At 70.5% G+C, this 15316-nt stretch carries 10 protein-coding genes and 1 pseudogene; 4 read left to right on the forward strand and 7 right to left on the reverse strand.

All coding sequences use genetic code 11. The features are described from left to right. Positions 1–17: 17 nt before the first annotated feature. Positions 18–1049: a bile acid:sodium symporter family protein gene (locus ACIBCU_RS13275; RefSeq protein ID WP_362928190.1), complete on the reverse strand. Its 1032-nt coding sequence runs from the start codon at positions 1047–1049 to the stop codon at positions 18–20. A 115-nt stretch (positions 1050–1164) separates the two neighbouring features. Here ACIBCU_RS13275 and ACIBCU_RS13280 point away from each other — a divergent pair, with 115 nt between their 5' ends. The 4 genes and pseudogenes from ACIBCU_RS13280 (at position 1165) to ACIBCU_RS13295 (ending at position 5565) form a co-directional block, all read left to right on the forward strand. After that, positions 1165–2058: a LysR substrate-binding domain-containing protein gene (locus ACIBCU_RS13280; RefSeq protein ID WP_362928192.1), complete on the forward strand. Its 894-nt coding sequence runs from the start codon at positions 1165–1167 to the stop codon at positions 2056–2058. Between the two features lie 228 nt (positions 2059–2286). Further along, positions 2287–4086: a long-chain fatty acid--CoA ligase gene (locus tag ACIBCU_RS13285; RefSeq protein WP_362928194.1), complete on the forward strand. Its 1800-nt coding sequence runs from the start codon at positions 2287–2289 to the stop codon at positions 4084–4086. A 136-nt stretch (positions 4087–4222) separates the two neighbouring features. Continuing rightward, positions 4223–5059, forward strand: a complete 837-nt coding sequence (locus ACIBCU_RS13290; protein WP_362928196.1) for an aldo/keto reductase — start codon at positions 4223–4225, stop codon at positions 5057–5059. 147 nt (positions 5060–5206) lie between these two features. Continuing rightward, positions 5207–5565 (forward strand): annotated as a pseudogene (locus tag ACIBCU_RS13295) (DUF6204 family protein). Positions 5566–5625: 60 nt separating this feature from the next. Here the strand turns inward: ACIBCU_RS13295 and ACIBCU_RS13300 are convergent. The 6 genes from ACIBCU_RS13300 to ACIBCU_RS13325 all read right to left on the reverse strand — a co-directional run bounded on the left by ACIBCU_RS13300 (position 5626) and on the right by ACIBCU_RS13325 (position 15252). Then, positions 5626–8655: an alpha-mannosidase gene (locus ACIBCU_RS13300; RefSeq protein ID WP_399231263.1), complete on the reverse strand. Its 3030-nt coding sequence runs from the start codon at positions 8653–8655 to the stop codon at positions 5626–5628. 42 nt (positions 8656–8697) lie between these two features. Further along, positions 8698–10749 (reverse strand): endo-beta-N-acetylglucosaminidase, encoded by a 2052-nt coding sequence (locus ACIBCU_RS13305; RefSeq protein ID WP_399231265.1) that lies wholly within the window; start codon positions 10747–10749, stop codon positions 8698–8700. A 63-nt stretch (positions 10750–10812) separates the two neighbouring features. Beyond that, on the reverse strand, positions 10813–12066 hold the full coding sequence (locus ACIBCU_RS13310; protein WP_362928204.1) for a glycosyl hydrolase: 1254 nt from the start codon (positions 12064–12066) through the stop codon (positions 10813–10815). Between the two features lie 43 nt (positions 12067–12109). Further along, positions 12110–12970 (reverse strand): carbohydrate ABC transporter permease, encoded by an 861-nt coding sequence (locus tag ACIBCU_RS13315; protein WP_362928206.1) that lies wholly within the window; start codon positions 12968–12970, stop codon positions 12110–12112. Continuing rightward, positions 12967–13959, reverse strand: coding sequence for a carbohydrate ABC transporter permease (locus ACIBCU_RS13320; RefSeq protein WP_399231268.1), 993 nt, complete (start codon positions 13957–13959; stop codon positions 12967–12969). Before ACIBCU_RS13320 ends, ACIBCU_RS13315 begins: the two co-directional genes overlap by 4 nt. 6 nt (positions 13960–13965) lie before the next feature. Beyond that, complete coding sequence (locus ACIBCU_RS13325; RefSeq protein ID WP_399231270.1) at positions 13966–15252, reverse strand: ABC transporter substrate-binding protein; 1287 nt, start codon at positions 15250–15252, stop codon at positions 13966–13968. Positions 15253–15316: the final 64 nt, after the last annotated feature.

Below are 15316 nucleotides of genomic sequence, written 5' to 3' on the forward strand. Positions count from 1 at the left end.
GCACTCGCCTGCCCGCGTCAGCCCACCGGTACGGCCTGCTCCGACGCCGCCTCGCCGGCCGGCAGCGGGTCGCGGGAGCGGCGCTTGGCGATCACCGCGCAGACCATCAACTGCATCTGGTGGAAGAGCATCAGGGGCAGCACCGCGAGACTGGCGTGCGCGCCGAACAGGACGCTGGCCATCGGCAGCCCGGCCGCCAGGCTCTTCTTCGACCCGGCGAACTGGATGGCGATCCGGTCCTCCCGCCCGAAGCCCAGCCGCCTCGCCCCGTACCAGCTCACCGCGAGCATGAGGGCGAGCAGCACGGCCTCGGCGCCGAGCAGCGCGCCGAACCGGAGCGGGGTGACCTGGTGCCAGATCCCGGCCACCATGCCCTCGCTGAAGGCCGTGTAGACGACGAGCAGGATCGAGCCCCGGTCGACATACCCCAGCACCTTGCGGTGACGGCTGATGAATCCTCCGACCCAGCGTCGCAGCAGCTGCCCGGCGAGGAAGGGCACCAGCAGCTGGAGGACGATCTTCACCAGCGAGTCCGCGGAGAACCCTCCCCCGCTCCCGCCGAGCAGCACGGCCGCCAGCAGCGGCGTGAGCAGGATCCCGGCGATGCTGGAGAAGGAGCCGGCGCAGATGGCGGCCGGCACGTTGCCGCGGGCGATCGAGGTGAAGGCGATCGACGACTGGATGGTCGAGGGCACCAGGCACAGGAAGAGGAAGCCGTCCTGGAGCTGTGGGGTCAGCACATAGGGCACCAGCCCGTGGCTGGCGAGCCCGAACAGCGGGAACACCACGAAGGTGCAGGCCAGGACGGTGAGGTGGAGCCGCCAGTGCTTCAGGCCGTCGAGCGCCTCGGCGGTCGAGAGACGCGCTCCGTAGAGGAAGAAGAGCAGGGCCACCGCGCCGGTCGACGCGCCGCCCGCCACGTCCGCGCCGGTCCCGGAGACGGGCAGCAGCGCCGCGAGTACCACCGTGCCGATCAGCGCCAGGATGTAGGGGTCGACCGGCAGCCAGGACGGCAGTGCGGGGATACGGCGGCTGGTGCGGCGGCTCATGTGCTCCGTGCTCTCTCGGTGGAATCGTGCCCTCCCCATCGTGCTCCTGATCCCCGCGATCGGGAATCCCGTACACCGCACTGACTGTCATCACGGTTCGCGATAGCATCGGCCCATGTACGACCCCGTCCAGCTCCGCACCTTCCTGGCCGTCGCACAGACCCTGAGCTTCACGCAGGCGGCACGCCGGCTCGGCGTCCGGCAGTCCACAGTCAGCCAGCACGTCCGCCGGCTGGAGTCCGAGGCCGGCCGCCAGCTGTTCGACCGGGACACGCACCGGGTCGATCTCACCGAGGACGGCGAGGCCATGCTGGGCTTCGCGCGGACCATCCTGCAGGCCAACGAGCGGGCGGCGGCGTTCTTCACCGGCACGAGGCTGCGCGGACGGCTGCGCTTCGGGGCCTCCGAGGACTTCGTGCTGACCCGGCTCCCGGAGATCCTGGAGTCCTTCCGGCGGGAGCACCCCGAGGTCGAGCTGGAGCTCACCGTGGAGCTGTCCGGTGCACTGCACCGGCAGCTCGCGGCCGGCCGGCTCGACCTGGTGCTGGCCAAGCGCCGCGTCGGGGACACCCACGGGGAGCTGGTCTGGCAGGACACCCTGGCCTGGATCGGCGCCCCGCAACTGCGGATCGATCCCGAGCGTCCCCTCCCGCTGATCGCCTTCCCGCCTCCCGGCATCACCAGAGCGCGCGCCCTGGAGGTGCTGGAGGAGCACGGCAGGTCCTGGCGCTTCGCGTGTACGAGTGCGAGCCTGAGCGCACTCGTGGCGGCGGCCCGTGCCGGTCTGGGGGTGATGGCGCACACCCGGGGGCTCATCCCGCCGGGGCTCGTGCCGGTCCCGTCCCGGGCAGGTCTGCCGGAGCTCGGAGATGTGGACTTCGTGTTGCTGCACGGGCGCCGCAGGGACACCGCCCAGGAGGCGGCGGACGCCCTCGCGGCCGCGATCCTGGCGGGCGGCGACCGTCTCCACCGCGGTCCGGTCATGCCTTCACACCCGGAATCGGCGTGAGTGCCGCGTACAGATTCGGTGGAGATTCCCGCCCGAGCTACTTACCCCGCGGTCAGAACTCCGCCCGAGCCTTGCCCATCTGGCCCGATTTCTGCGGTTGGCATGGCCAGATGCCACGTTTTCCGGAGACTTCGGATCCTCCCGCACCCTCGCACGGTGAGGTAGCGTCGCGGCGCCGTGGAGAGCGCCACAAGGAGCAGGTCATTGCGCGAGTTCACTGTCCCACCCATGGCCGCTGCCCCTCAAGTCGGCGGTCTCGCCGACACCGTCTTCGACTATGCGGAGGAGGACCCCCACCGCACGGCCCTCGGCCGCAAGGACGCGGAGGGCCGGTGGCACGACGTGTCGGCGGCCACCTTCCGCGACGAGGTGCTCGCTCTCGCCAAGGGGCTGATCGCGCACGGCGTCCGGTTCGGCGACCGGGTCGCCCTGATGTCACGCACGCGCTACGAGTGGACCCTCTTCGACTTCGCCCTCTGGGCGGTGGGCGCCCAGTCCGTGCCGATCTATCCGACGTCGTCCGCCGAGCAGGTCCTGTGGATGCTGCACGACGCCGAGGTCGCGGCCGTCATGGTCGAGCACGAGGATCACGCGATGACGATCGGCTCGGTGATAGACCGGCTGCCGAACCTGCGCAGACTCTGGCAGCTGGACGCCGACGTGGTGACCGAGCTCGTCGACGCCGGCGCGCTGATCGACGACGAGGTCGTCCACCGGCACCGCCGCGCGGTGACCCCCGACTCCGTGGCGACCGTGATCTACACCTCCGGCACGACGGGACGCCCCAAGGGCTGTGTGATCACGCACTCCCACTTCATGTTCGAGGCCGACACCATGGTCGGCCGCTGGCATCCGGTGTTCCTCTCCAAGCCCGGCGAGGAGGCGGCGACGCTGCTCTTCCTGCCGCTCGCCCATGTCTTCGGCCGTATGGTGGAGATCGCGGCGCTGCGCGGCCGGGTGAAGCTGGCGCACCAGCCGGAGCTGTCCGCGAAGGCGCTGATGCCGGACCTGGTGGCCTTCCGGCCCACCTTCATCCTGGCGGTGCCGTACATCTTCGAGAAGGTCTTCAACGGCGCACGGCGCAAGGCGGAGTCGGAGGGCCGCGCGGGGGCGTTCGACAAGGCCGTGGACATCGCGGTGAAGTACGCCGAGGCGATGGAGGAGCGGGCCTTCGGCACCGGCCCCGGACCGTCCGCCGGGCTGCGGATGCAGCACCAGTTCTTCGACAAGGTGGTCTACCGCAAGGTCCGCGACGCGATGGGCGGCCGGGTGCGGCACGCCATGTCGGGCGGCTCCGGCATGGACCGGCAGCTCGGGCTCTTCTTCGCGGGTGCGGGCGTCACGGTCTACGAGGGCTACGGACTCACCGAGACGACCGCCGCGGCGGCGGCCAACCCGCCCGAGCGCACCCGCTACGGCACCGTCGGCCAGCCGATCCCAGGATCCTCGGTGCACATCGCCCGGGACGGCGAGATCTGGGTGCACGGCGCGAACGTGTTCTCCGGCTACCTGGGCGACCCCAAGGCCACGGATGCCGTACTGCACGACGGGTGGCTGGCCACCGGCGACCTGGGCGCGCTCGACGAGGACGGCTATCTGACCATCACCGGGCGCAAGAAGGAGATCCTGGTGACCTCCGGGGGCAAGAGCGTGGCTCCGAGCGGCCTTGAGGAACGGGTGCGCGCGCATCCGCTGGTGGCGCAGTGCATCGTCGTCGGCAACGACAGGCCCTACATCGCGGCCCTGGTCACCGTGGACCACGAGGCGGTGGAGCACTGGCTCGCCATGCAGGGCCGTACGTCGATGCGTCCCGCCGATCTGGTGCGCGACCCCGACCTGGAGATGGAGGTGCGCAGGGCGGTGGTGGCCGCGAACACGGCGGTGTCCCAGGCGGAGTCCATCCGCACCTTCCGCATCCTGGCGCAGCAGTTCACCGAGGAACACGGCCTGCTGACCCCGTCGCTCAAGCTGAAGCGCAAGGCGATCGAGACGGCGTACGCGGCCGAGGTCGACGCTCTCTACCGGTGAGCCGGAGCCGATCCTGACGAGCCGTCAGAGGTGCACTCTTTCCCCGGTTCACCGGATCGGGGCAGGTGGGAATGGTTAGGCTTTTCCGATCGTTCCCTCTGGGAGTACCCACCCACAACGTAAGGATCGACCGCTCGTGAGCCAGGTCCCCACCATCACCCTCAACAACGGCCTCGAGATGCCGCAGCTCGGCTTCGGTGTCTGGCAGGTGCCTGACGACGAGGCCACGACGGCCGTGGCCACGGCCCTGGAGGCCGGGTACCGGAGCATCGACACCGCCGCGGTCTACGGGAACGAGGCGGGCACCGGCAAGGGCCTCGCCACCTCGGGTGTGGCCCGCGAGGAACTGTTCGTCACGACCAAGCTGTGGAACAGCGAGCAGGGCTACGACTCGACGCTGCGCGCGTTCGACGTGTCGCTGGACAAGCTGGGCCTCGACTACGTCGACCTCTACCTCATCCACTGGCCGACGCCGGCCAAGGACGCGTACGTCGACACGTACAAGGCCTTCGAGCGGATCCTCGCCGACGGCCGCGCGAAGGCCATCGGTGTGTCGAACTTCCTCCCGGAACATCTGGAGCGCCTGATGGGCGAGACCTCCGTCGTTCCCGCGGTCAACCAGATCGAGCTGCACCCGCAGCTCCAGCAGGCCGAGTCGCGCGACGTCCACGCCGAGCACGGCATCGTCACCGAGGCCTGGTCGCCGCTGGGCTCGGGCAAGGGCCTCCTGGAGGTCCCGACGGTGGTCGCCGTCGCGCACAAGCACGGCCGGAGCCCCGCGCAGGCGGTGCTCCGCTGGCACCTGCAGACCGGCCACGTGGTGATCCCCAAGTCCGTGACGCCGTCGCGGATCGCGGAGAACATCGACGTCTTCGACTTCGAGCTGGACGCCGACGACCTCGCCGCGTTCGCCGCGCTCGACGAGGGCAAGCGCATCGGATCCCACCCGGCCGAGATGAACGCCGGCGCCTGACCCCCGCTTCTCCCCCGGCGCCCCCACCGCTGTACGTTCCGGTGGGGGCGCCGGTGTGTGCCCGCGCGTCTGTGTCCGCGCGGCCAGGAGAGCGGTGCGCGGGAAACGCGGTGGAACCGCGCCGATCAGGCTGGTTAAGGTCGCCGGATGAGTACTCGAACCTTCCGCATCACGGTCCGCGGCGTCTTCGACGGGCTCGGGCCCGCCCAGCGGGCCGAGCTCCTGTCCCGTGCTGCGGAGCATGACGTCCTGCGTGCGGCCTTCACCCCTGAGGGACACCTGAGTTACGACCTGGCCGCACGCTCGGCCTCACCTTCCGCTTCCAGGACTCGGGCGATGAGGAAGAACACATCCTGGAGGCGACCGAACGCGCCGAGAACGCGGCCAGGGCGTGGCTGGCCGAACGCGGCTACGGCTACAAGAACCTCAGGAGCAGCGCCGAGGACCTCTCCCAGGCGCCCCTCGGTAAACGGCAGCGCCGCGCCGCGGCCGGGAAGGACGCCTGATCCTGCCGCCTCAGGCTCCGGAGCGGCGTGGGGGCCGGACGCCGGCCCCCACGCACCGGTTCAGCGGCGGGCCAGCCGCAGCGTCACCAGCTCGAACGGGCGCAGTGACAGGCTCACGCCCTCCTCGGTGAGTACGGGCGCCGTCACGTCGTCCAGCGGCCGCTCCAGCAGGTCGGTGACCGCGACGTCTGCCGCGTCGAACCCGGTGGCGAGGCGGACCCGGGCCCGGCCCCCGGTGGACTCGTAGAGACGGACGACGAGGTCACCGCTCGCGTCGTCGGCCAGCTTGACCGCGCTGACGACGACGGCGTCGTCGTCGACGGTCACCAGCGGGGCGACCTCGCGCTCTCCGGTGACGCGACGCTCGGGCAGATTGATGCGAAAGCCTTCACGCACCGCGTCACCGATCGCCGCACCCGGCGCGAGGGCGTGGCGGAAGCGGTGCACGCCCTGGTCGGTCTCCGGGTCGGGGAACCGCGGGGCGCGCAGCAGCGAGACGCGCACCGTGGTGGTGGTGCCCGCGTCGGACGCGCGCACCGTGCGGGTCACATCGTGCCCGTACGTCGAGTCGTTGACGAGTGCCACGCCCCAGCCCGGCTCCTCCACGTGGACGAACCGGTGGTTGCACGCCTCGAACTTGGCCGCCTCCCAGCTGGTGTTGGTGTGGGTGGCCCGGTAGAAGTGCCCGAACTGGGTCTCGGATGCGTAGCGCTCGGCGTGCACGTCCAGCGGGAACGAGGCCTTGAGGAACTTCTCCGTCTCGTGCCAGTCGACCTCGGTGTCGATGTCGAGGCGCTTGGCACCGGAGGCGAGGGTCAGCAGCTGGGTGACCTTCGAGGCGCCGAAGCTCCGTACGATCCGGACACCGACCGTGTCTTCGCCCTCGACCGGGGTGAGCTCGTCGAGGTCCGTGAGGTCGGTGACGGTGTTCCGGTAGAACGCGTCGACGTCCCAGGCGTCCCACATGTTCGGGAAGTCGGGGTGGATCTGGAGGAGGTTGGCCGCCTGCCCCGGTGCGACGGTCTCGCGCTCGGCACCGATGTCGTACGCCGAGACGACCAGGCCCCTCGCGTCGATCTCCACCTGGAGGAGTCCGTTGTCGAGCACGAAGCCGCCGCCCTCACGCGGGGCCAGCTGTCCCTCGCTGCCGGGGTGTGCGGCACCGGCCGCGCCCGCCTGGACCCCGGCACGGGTGTGCGGGGCGGAGTTGAAGACGAGCTCGCGCCCTGCGGAGGGGTCACCCGCCAGTGCGCGCTGCGCGGCGTCCACGATGCCGTTCAGCTCCCCGGCGACGGCCGCATAGGTCTTCTCGGCCTCGCGGTGCACCCACGCGATCGACGACCCCGGCAGGATGTCGTGGAACTGGTGGAGCAGCACCGTCTTCCAGATCCGGTCCAACTGCTGGTACGGGTAGGTGAATCCGGCCTGGACGGCGGCGGTCGCGGCCCACAGCTCGGCCTCCCGCAGCAGGTGTTCGCTCCGGCGGTTGCCCTGCTTGGTCTTCGCCTGGCTGGTGAGTGTGGCGCGGTGGAGCTCCAGGTACAGCTCGCCGACCCACACCGGCGCGTCCGGGTATTCGGCCTCGGCCTTGGCGAAGAAGTCGGCGGGCTTCTCCCACTCGACGGTGGCCGAGCCCTCCAGGCTCCGCATCCGGCCGGCCTTGGCGATCATCTCGCGGGTCGTACCGCCGCCGCCGTCGCCCCAGCCGGTGGGAGCGAGCGAGTGACGGGCGACCCCCTTGTCCTTGAAGTTGTCGGCCGCGTGGGCGATCTCGCTGCCCTTCATGGAGCAGTTGTACGTGTCGACCGGCGGGAAGTGGGTGAAGATCCGCGTGCCGTCGATGCCTTCCCAGCGGAAGGTGTGGTGCGGGAACTTGTTGGTCTGGCTCCACGAGATCTTCTGGGTGAGCAGCCATTTGGAACCGGCGGCCTTGATGATCTGCGGCAGTCCGGCGGCGAAGCCGAACGTGTCGGGCAGCCAGGCCTCGTCGTTCTCGATGCCGAACTCTTCGAGGAAGAAGCGCTTGCCGTGCACGAACTGACGGGCCATCGCCTCGGAGCCGGGCATGTTGGTGTCGGACTCGACCCACATGCCGCCGGAGGGCACGAACCTGCCTTCCGCGACGGCCTTCTTGACCTTGGCGTAGACCTCGGGTCGGTGTTCCTTGATCCAGGCGAACTGCTGTGCCTGGGACATCGCGAAGACGAATTCCGGTTCGTCCTCCAGCAGGGCCGTCATGTTGGACGTCGTCCGCGCCACCTTGCGGACGGTCTCACGCAGCGGCCACAGCCAGGCGGAGTCGATGTGGGCGTGCCCCACCGCGCTGATGCGGTGTGCGGACGACTGCGCGGGGGTGGCGAGCACCTCGGCCAGCTCCGCGCGGGCGGCCGCCGCGGTTCCGTTGACGTCCTGGAGGTCGACCGCGTCGAGCGCCCGGCCGACGGCGCGCAGGATGTCCCAGCGGCGGGCACCCTCGACGGGCAGCTCCGCCATCAGCTCCCCGAGCACCTCCAGGTCCTGGACGAGGTTCCACACGTGCTCGTCGAAGACGGCGAGGTCCATCCGGGCGAGGGTGTACTGGAGCTCGCTGCCGGCGGTCTCCTTGTCGCCGAGACGGGTCGGGAGGAAGGGGTGGTAGTCGAGGATGACGGGGTTGGAGGCGGCCTCGACGTGTAGCAGGACCTCTTCGCCGCCCTCGACTGGAGCCCCCACCCGCACCCACTGGTTACGCGGGTTGAGGCCCTTCACCGGGGTGCCGTCGGGCCGGTACACCAGGCCCTCGCACTGGAAGCCCGGCATGTTCTCGTCGAAGCCCAGGTCGAGGAGTGCCTCGACGGTGCGGCCCGCCCAGTGCGCGGGGACCGTACCGGAGACACGGAACCAGCAGGTGCTCCACGGGGCGCCCCACCGGTCGCCGACCGCGATGGGCTCGACGGGGCCGGCCAGGCCCTCGGCGACCGGGACGGGCTCGCCCGGGGCGTTCCAGACGGCGACGTCCAGTGGGACGGACTCCGGGTACACGGCGGGGCGGATGCGTTCGTCCAGGACACGCTTCAGACGGGCTTCCACCAGGCTGCGGTCGTCGTGCATGAGGGTGACTCCGTTTGTGATGTGGGGGCGGGTGCGGGCGGATTACCAGCGGTGCGCGGCGACTGCGGCGCCGGACAGGTCGTAGAGCTCGTCAACGGCCCGGACCTGGAAGCGCGCGGACCTCTCGTCCGCCTCCCTGCGGATGCCGGACAGGAAGAAGGCGGTCTGGCAGGTGCCTCCGAGGAAGCGCAGGGTGCCGTCGGGAAGGATCCGGTGCACTTCGTAGTGACGCACCGGGCCGGGTGCGGGGTGCCAGCGCAGGCGCAGCTCCGTGCCGTCGGCGGCGGCGTCGGTGACGCGCAGTGCGGTCGGCGCGTGCGGCTTCCTGACGGTATCGCGTACGGCCAGCGCACCGAGCCGCCACCGCACCGCGCCCGTGCCCGTGAGCCGGATGCCCAGTGCGTGGACCGTGCCGCCGAGGGAGCCCAGCCGCAGCGTCGCGGTGGTCCAGCCGGCCGCGCCGGGCATCAGCTCTCCGGCCGGCACATAGGTGTAGGCGTACGGGTCGCCCGCCCGGTCCGGTTCGTGCGGGGCGACGGCCAGTTCCACGGTGACCGGACCGGAATCCGGATCGATGCGGTGGGTGAGCTCGACGACCGTACGCCGGGAGAGCGGCAGCCGGGTCCCGAACAGCTCGACGGTGGCCGGGGCCTTCAGGTCGCCGTCGACCAGGAGACTGCTCCCGCCACGCCAGGCGTCGGCGAAGTCGAAGGCGACGGAGGGCCTGCTTCCCTCGGTGCGGACGACCCAGCGGCGTGCCGGGAGCCGGTCCTGGAGCCCCAGGTGGTTCCACGCGGTGTCCGAGACCGGCCGCCCGTTCTCGTACCACCGCAGGCCGTGCCCGGTGTTGAAGGTGGTGGCGAAGGGAAGCCGGTCGACCGTCGAGCGGTCGGCGAGCACCGCCGCCGGGGCCCGCCACTCCTCCTTGGGGCCCGGCCTGGCGGGGTCGAGCGAGCTGCCGGTCCAGAACCGCTGGTCGGCGGCGTGGAACTGGCCGGGCGTGCGGCCCTCGGGAAGGTGGTTCAGCGTCCATTCGGGGCGGTAGAAGCCGTACGACACGGTGTGCGGGCGGGCGGTGGGGACGATCGCGTCCCAGTCGACCGCCTTGTTCCACCCGGTGGACTCGACGTCCACCCCGGCCCACAGGTCGTAGCGGCTGCGTCCGATGGCGTCGGCCCGCTCACCGGACGCGGTGAGGGTGTCCGGGGTCCAGCGGAAGTCGACGAACATCGAGTCCGCCTGCTGGAACAGCGCGGCGTTCTCCTCGTTGAGGGCGCCCTGCCAGCCGACCTGGCCGCTGACCGTCATGGCGTCGTACCAGGTGGTGCGGAGCCCGGCGGCCTCCCCGCGTTCCCGCAGGTCGGTGACGAACGCCAGCATGTCGGCCCCGAGTCCGGCGTCCCCGCCCTCGGTCTCGGCGTTGAGGAACCAGCCGTCGAAGCCGTACACGGTGGCGACCTCCACCAGCTTCGCGGCCAGGGGGAAGCGTCCCGCGGCGTCCCGCTGCACGAGGTCGCGGGTCCAGCGGAGGTCACCGCCGTGGTGGACCGGGGGAAGGAAGACGGTGCCGAGTACGGGCACACCGTTGCGGTGGGCGGCGTCCACGACCGGCGCGTTGGGCGCGAGGATCAGCCCCTCGCCGGCCGAGCCGCCCCAGAAGACGAGTTCGTCGAGGTAGGCCCACTGGCTCAGCGCGTAGTGGTCGGCGGTGGCCGAACCCTGGGAGGGGTTGCCCGCGGTGTGCCCGAAGGCGACCAGCGAGGTGTTGCGTGCCTGACCGGTCCGGGCGGTGGTGTTGACCGGAACGGGGGTGAAGCGGTCGGCGAGCGGGACGGTCGCGGTGTTGAACGCGAGGTCCCGGTCGTCCTCGGCACGCCAGCTCTTCAGGCTGCGCCAGGTGACACCGTCCCCGGGGGTGCCGGGGGGCAACGAGTCGGGAAACCAGTACGAGGCGTAGGGCTGGAGCTCTCCGGGGGTGGCGGCCGCGGCCCGTCCGGGGAAGGCGGGGGCGAGAAGAGCGGCCGCGGTACCGGCGCCCGCGAGGACGACGGTGCGCCGGCTGAGGGCGGCGGGTCGTGGGTGAGGCTGGGTCATGGTCTGCTCCGTATCGTGCGAGGTGCGATTCCGGTGCTGGGTGGGCGGCGGGGCGTCAGCAGGTCACAGGACCTGGCCGGGGGTGACGACCTCGGTGATTCCGCGGTCGGCGAGGTGGTGGCGGTCCTCGGCACGGCTCGCGAGGACCGTGGTGGGGCGGGCGCCGTCCGCGGTGAGCCGGGCGAACGCCTCGAAGACCGCGCCGCCGGGCGCGCACACCGACCGACGGGGCGCCGCGTCGTCGTCCCCCGTGTCGACGACGAGCGCGGTGGTCCGGGGCGCCGGGCGGTGGGCGGCCGCTCGCTGCTCCTCGACCATCCTGGCGATGGCCTGCCCGGCGGGCTTGACCTGCCGGTCGTTGGTCAGCAGCCCGAGGCCGTATTCCAGTTCGGGGAAGTCGGCCAGGGAGCGTGAGACGTCGTGGGAACACCACCAGGTGACGCCCCAGACGTCCTCGCAGTCCAGGGCGTTGGCGACGGTCGCCTCCGTGAACGAGGCGGCGTGGCCGGCGGGGATCAGGGGCGCGGGGGCGCCCACCTCCTGGAGCCACACCGGTCGGTGGGGGTCGTGCGCCCACGCCTTGGAGAGTTCGATCAGGTACGCCGCGTGGTGCTCGGTCGCCGTGCCGTCACGTCCGTGGCGCTGGGCGGTGCCGTTGAAGACCCAGGAGTGGACGGCGGTGACCGCACCGATCCGGGCCGCGTGCGCCGGGGTGAAGGCGTGGTCGTCCTGGTACCAGGACGCGTCGTACTCCGCGTGCAGATGGAGCTTCCCGGGGGCGCCCTCCTCGCACGCGCCGAGCAGGGTCCGCAGCCAGTCGGCGGCCTGAGCGGGCGTGATGGGGTCGGGGTCGGGGTGCGGGCTTCCGGAGAACTGGTTGATCTCGTTGCCCAGGGTCATGCCGATGAAGTTGGGCCGGTCGGCGAGGGCTGCGGCGAGGGTCCGCAGGTATGCGGCCTGGCCGGCCACGACGTCCGGGTCGGTGAACAGGTTGCGGCGGTGCCAGGTCTGCGTCCAGGCGGGCAGGAAGTCGAAGCTCGACAGGTGCCCCTGCAGCCCGTCCACGTTGACGTCGAGGCCGCGTTCGGCCGCGGCGTCGGCCAGCTCGACGAGCTGCTCGACGGCGCGCGGGCGGATCAGCGTGCGGTTGGGCTGGAAGAGCGGCCAGAGCGGGAAGACGCGGATGTGGTCGAGGCCGAGACCGGCGATCGAGTCCAGGTCGGCGCGCACGGCGTCGAGGTCGAAGTCCAGCCAGTGGTGGAACCAGCCCTGGCTGGGCGTGTAGTTGGCGCCGAAACGCGGCACGGTGGAGCTCATGGGAACGGGTGATCCTGGTTCTGTGGTGGGGGGCGGGGGACGGTCAGCCCTTGACGGCGCCTTCGCCGACTCCCCGGAAGAAGAAGCGCTGCAGACAGGCGAAGAGCGCGATGAGCGGGGCCACGGCGATGATCGTGCCCGCCGCAACGAGCCGTTCGTCGTTGGCGAAGGTGCCGTGCAGGTAGTTCAGCCCGATGGTCAGGGTGAAGTTCTCCGGGTCGCTGAGCACGATCAGCGGCCACAGGAAGTCGTCCCAGGCGCCCATGAAGGCGAAGATCGCGACGACGGCGAGGGTGCCCTTGACCGAGGGCAGGGCGATCCGCAGGAAGCGCTGCCAGACGTTGGCTCCGTCGACGTACGCGGCCTCCTCCACCTCCAGCGGGAGGTTCAGGAAGGCGTTGCGCATCAGCAGGACGTTCATCGCTCCGATGGAGCCCGGCAGGAGCACCCCGAGCAGGGTGTTGTTCAGGCCGAGGTCACGCATGGTGGTGAACTGGGCGATGATGATGCCCTCCACGGGGACCAGCATGGCGAGGATGAACGCCAGGGTCGCGGCCCGGCGCCCCCGGTAGCGCAGTCTGGCCAGCGCGTAGCCGGCCAGGGCGGCGCCCACGCAGTTGGTCACCACGTTGGCGGAGGCGACCTTCAGGGAGTTCAGCGCGTACTCCCAGACCGGGATGGTGTCGGCGACCCGGGTGTAGTTGTCCAGGGTCGGGTCGCTGGGGAAGAACTTCGGCGGGGAGCTGAAGATGTCCTCGCCCGGGCCCTTGAGCGAGGTCGAGAGCTGCCACAGGAACGGCCCGACGGTCAGGGCCAGCACGAGGAGCAGCAGGACGTAGCGCAGGACGAGCTGCCATACCGGGATGCGGCGGCCCTCGGCGTCTGTGGTCCTCAGGATGCTCACGCGTCCTCCTTGCGGTCGGCGCGGAGCACCAGCAGCATCAGCCCGACGGTGACGACGAAGATGACGACCGAGATCGCGGAGGCGTAACCGACGCGTCCGGTCAGTCCGGTGCCGACCCGCTGGACCAGCATCACCAGCGTGGTGTCCTCGCCGGCCGGGCCTCCGGAGGGGCCGGCCATCAGGTAGACCTCGGAGAAGACCTTGAAGGCCGAGACCGAGGCGAGCGCCGCGACCAGCACCATGGTCGAGCGGACGGCGGGAACGGTGACGGTGAAGAAGCGGCGTACCGCTCCGGCGCCGTCCACGGACGCGGCCTCGTGCAGCTCCCGTGGCACGTTCGCCAGGGCCGCCAGGTAGATGATCATGTAGTAGCCGAGGCCCTTCCAGACCGTGACCGTCATCGCGCTCAGCAGCAGCAGCCACTGGTCGCTGAGGAAGCCGACCTTGCCGATCCCCACCGCCTCCAGCAGGGAGTTGATCAGCCCGCGGTCGTCGAGCATCCACACCCAGATCAGACCGACGACCACGATGGAGGCCACGACGGGGGTGTAGAAGGCGGAGCGGAAGAAGGTGATGCCCGGGATGTGCCGTTGGACGAGCATCGCGAGCAGCAGCGGGAGGATCACGAGCGCGGGTACGACGCCGAGGACGTAGAGCGTGCTGTTGCGGAGGCCGATCCAGAACATCTCGTCGTGCAGCAGTTCCTGGAAGTTGTCCAGGCCGACGAATGTGCCGGGCACCAGCGTCCGGCGGTCGGTGAAGGCGTTGACCAGGGTGCTGAAGAACGGGTACAGGCTGAAGGCGCCGACGACCAGCAGTCCGGGCGCCGCGAACAGCCATGGGCTCAGCGGGAGATGGCGGCTGATCCGGCGGGCCGGCCGGCCGCCGCCGGGGGCCGCGGCCCCGCTCGCCGCCGGGGCGGTACGGGGCCCGGGGACGCCGTCGGCCGTCGCACGCGTGGCGGCGCAGGGGGTGACAGGGGTCTTCATCAGGTCTCAGCTCTGCTGCAGGAGCCGGTCACAGGCCTTGACAGCGTTGTCAAGGGCTTCCTCGGGGCTCTGCTTCCCCTGGAGCGCCTTGGCGATCTGGTTGCGGAGCTCGGTCTTCATCTGTTCGCTGAACAGCACCGGCGTGTAGTTGACGGCCGTCTTCAGCGACTTGGCCGCGGCTATCCGGACGCGGGTCTCGTCCGTGCCGTCCTCCTCGGTGAAGTAGGGGTCGTCCAGGGATCCCGCGGTGCTCGGGAAGATGGCGACCTTCTTCGCGAACTGCATCTGCCGGGTCGCGTCGGTGACGTAGTGGGCGAAGGCCACGGAGGCGGGCTTCTGCTCGGTCTGCGCGTTCACCATGAGCCCCATGACGTACATGTTGGCCTTGCCGGTGTTGCTGACCTGGTCGGTGATGCCGATGTTCTTGTAGAGCCCCGGGGCCTGCTTCTTGAAGTTGGCCAGGTCCAGCGCACTGCCGGGGTTCATCGCCACGGACTCGGTGAGGAACTTGTGCCCCGAGGACTCGGGTGTCGCGGTCAGCGCCTGCGGGTCGAGCGCCTTCGCGTCGTACAACTGCTTGTACTTCGTGAGGAGTTCGACGCCCTTGGCATCGTTGAAGGTGAAGCCGGTGCCCTCGTCGTTCATCAGCCCGCCACCGTAGCGGCCGAAGTCCTCGATGGTGGGCACGTTCGCGAGGGCCGCGACCTTCCCGTCACTCGCCTCGGCCAGCTTCAGCCCGACGGAGAAGACCTCGTCATAGGTGGACGGCGGCTTCGCCGCGTCGAGCCCGGCCTTCTCCAGCAGCCGCTTGTTGTAGAACATCGGCCCGGTGTTGAGATACCAGGGGAAGGCGAACGTACCTTCCGCACCCGGGACCTGATGGCTGGCCCACGCCTCCGGCAGGTACTCCCCGCGGTACTTCGACGCCGCCTTGTCGAGGTCCAGGGCGATACCCGCCTCGGCCAACGGCGCCACCAGGTCGGGCGAGACGTTCACGACGTCCGGCAGGGTGCCGCCGGCCGCGTCGGCGCTGATCTTGTCCGCGTAACCCTCACCCGGACGGTCGACCCACTTGACCTCGGTGCCGGGGTACTTCTTCTCGAAGTCGGCGATCACACCGTTGAAGTAGTCCTTGAAGTTCGCCTGCAGGTTCCAGGTCTGGAAGGTGATCTTCCCTTCGACCTTGCCCGACGCGTCGGTGGAGCCCGCTCCGGAGCCGCCCCCGCAGGCGCTCAACGGAAGGACTGTGGCGAGTACGACGGCAGCGGCGGCTGCTCTGCGGGAGATGCGCACGGTGAACGGCTCCTTTGCTCGGACCAGGCATGCGAAGGGAAGCGGAGTGGTGAACCCCTCGGCC

The sequence above is a fragment of the Streptomyces sp. NPDC051064 genome (assembly GCF_044455985.1).
In the GTDB taxonomy this organism is placed as follows: domain Bacteria; phylum Actinomycetota; class Actinomycetes; order Streptomycetales; family Streptomycetaceae; genus Streptomyces.

What these genes read in the sequence shown, in the direction of transcription:
- ACIBCU_RS13275 (WP_362928190.1), bottom strand. Translation starts at nt 1,049, where the DNA reads ATGAGCCGCCGCACCAGCCGCCGTATCCCCGCACTGCCGTCCTGGCTG.
- ACIBCU_RS13280 (WP_362928192.1), top strand. Translation starts at nt 1,165, where the DNA reads ATGTACGACCCCGTCCAGCTCCGCACCTTCCTGGCCGTCGCACAGACC.
- ACIBCU_RS13285 (WP_362928194.1), top strand. Translation starts at nt 2,287, where the DNA reads ATGGCCGCTGCCCCTCAAGTCGGCGGTCTCGCCGACACCGTCTTCGAC.
- ACIBCU_RS13300 (WP_399231263.1), bottom strand. Translation starts at nt 8,655, where the DNA reads ATGCACGACGACCGCAGCCTGGTGGAAGCCCGTCTGAAGCGTGTCCTG.
- ACIBCU_RS13305 (WP_399231265.1), bottom strand. Translation starts at nt 10,749, where the DNA reads ATGACCCAGCCTCACCCACGACCCGCCGCCCTCAGCCGGCGCACCGTC.
- ACIBCU_RS13310 (WP_362928204.1), bottom strand. Translation starts at nt 12,066, where the DNA reads ATGAGCTCCACCGTGCCGCGTTTCGGCGCCAACTACACGCCCAGCCAG.
- ACIBCU_RS13320 (WP_399231268.1), bottom strand. Translation starts at nt 13,959, where the DNA reads ATGAAGACCCCTGTCACCCCCTGCGCCGCCACGCGTGCGACGGCCGAC.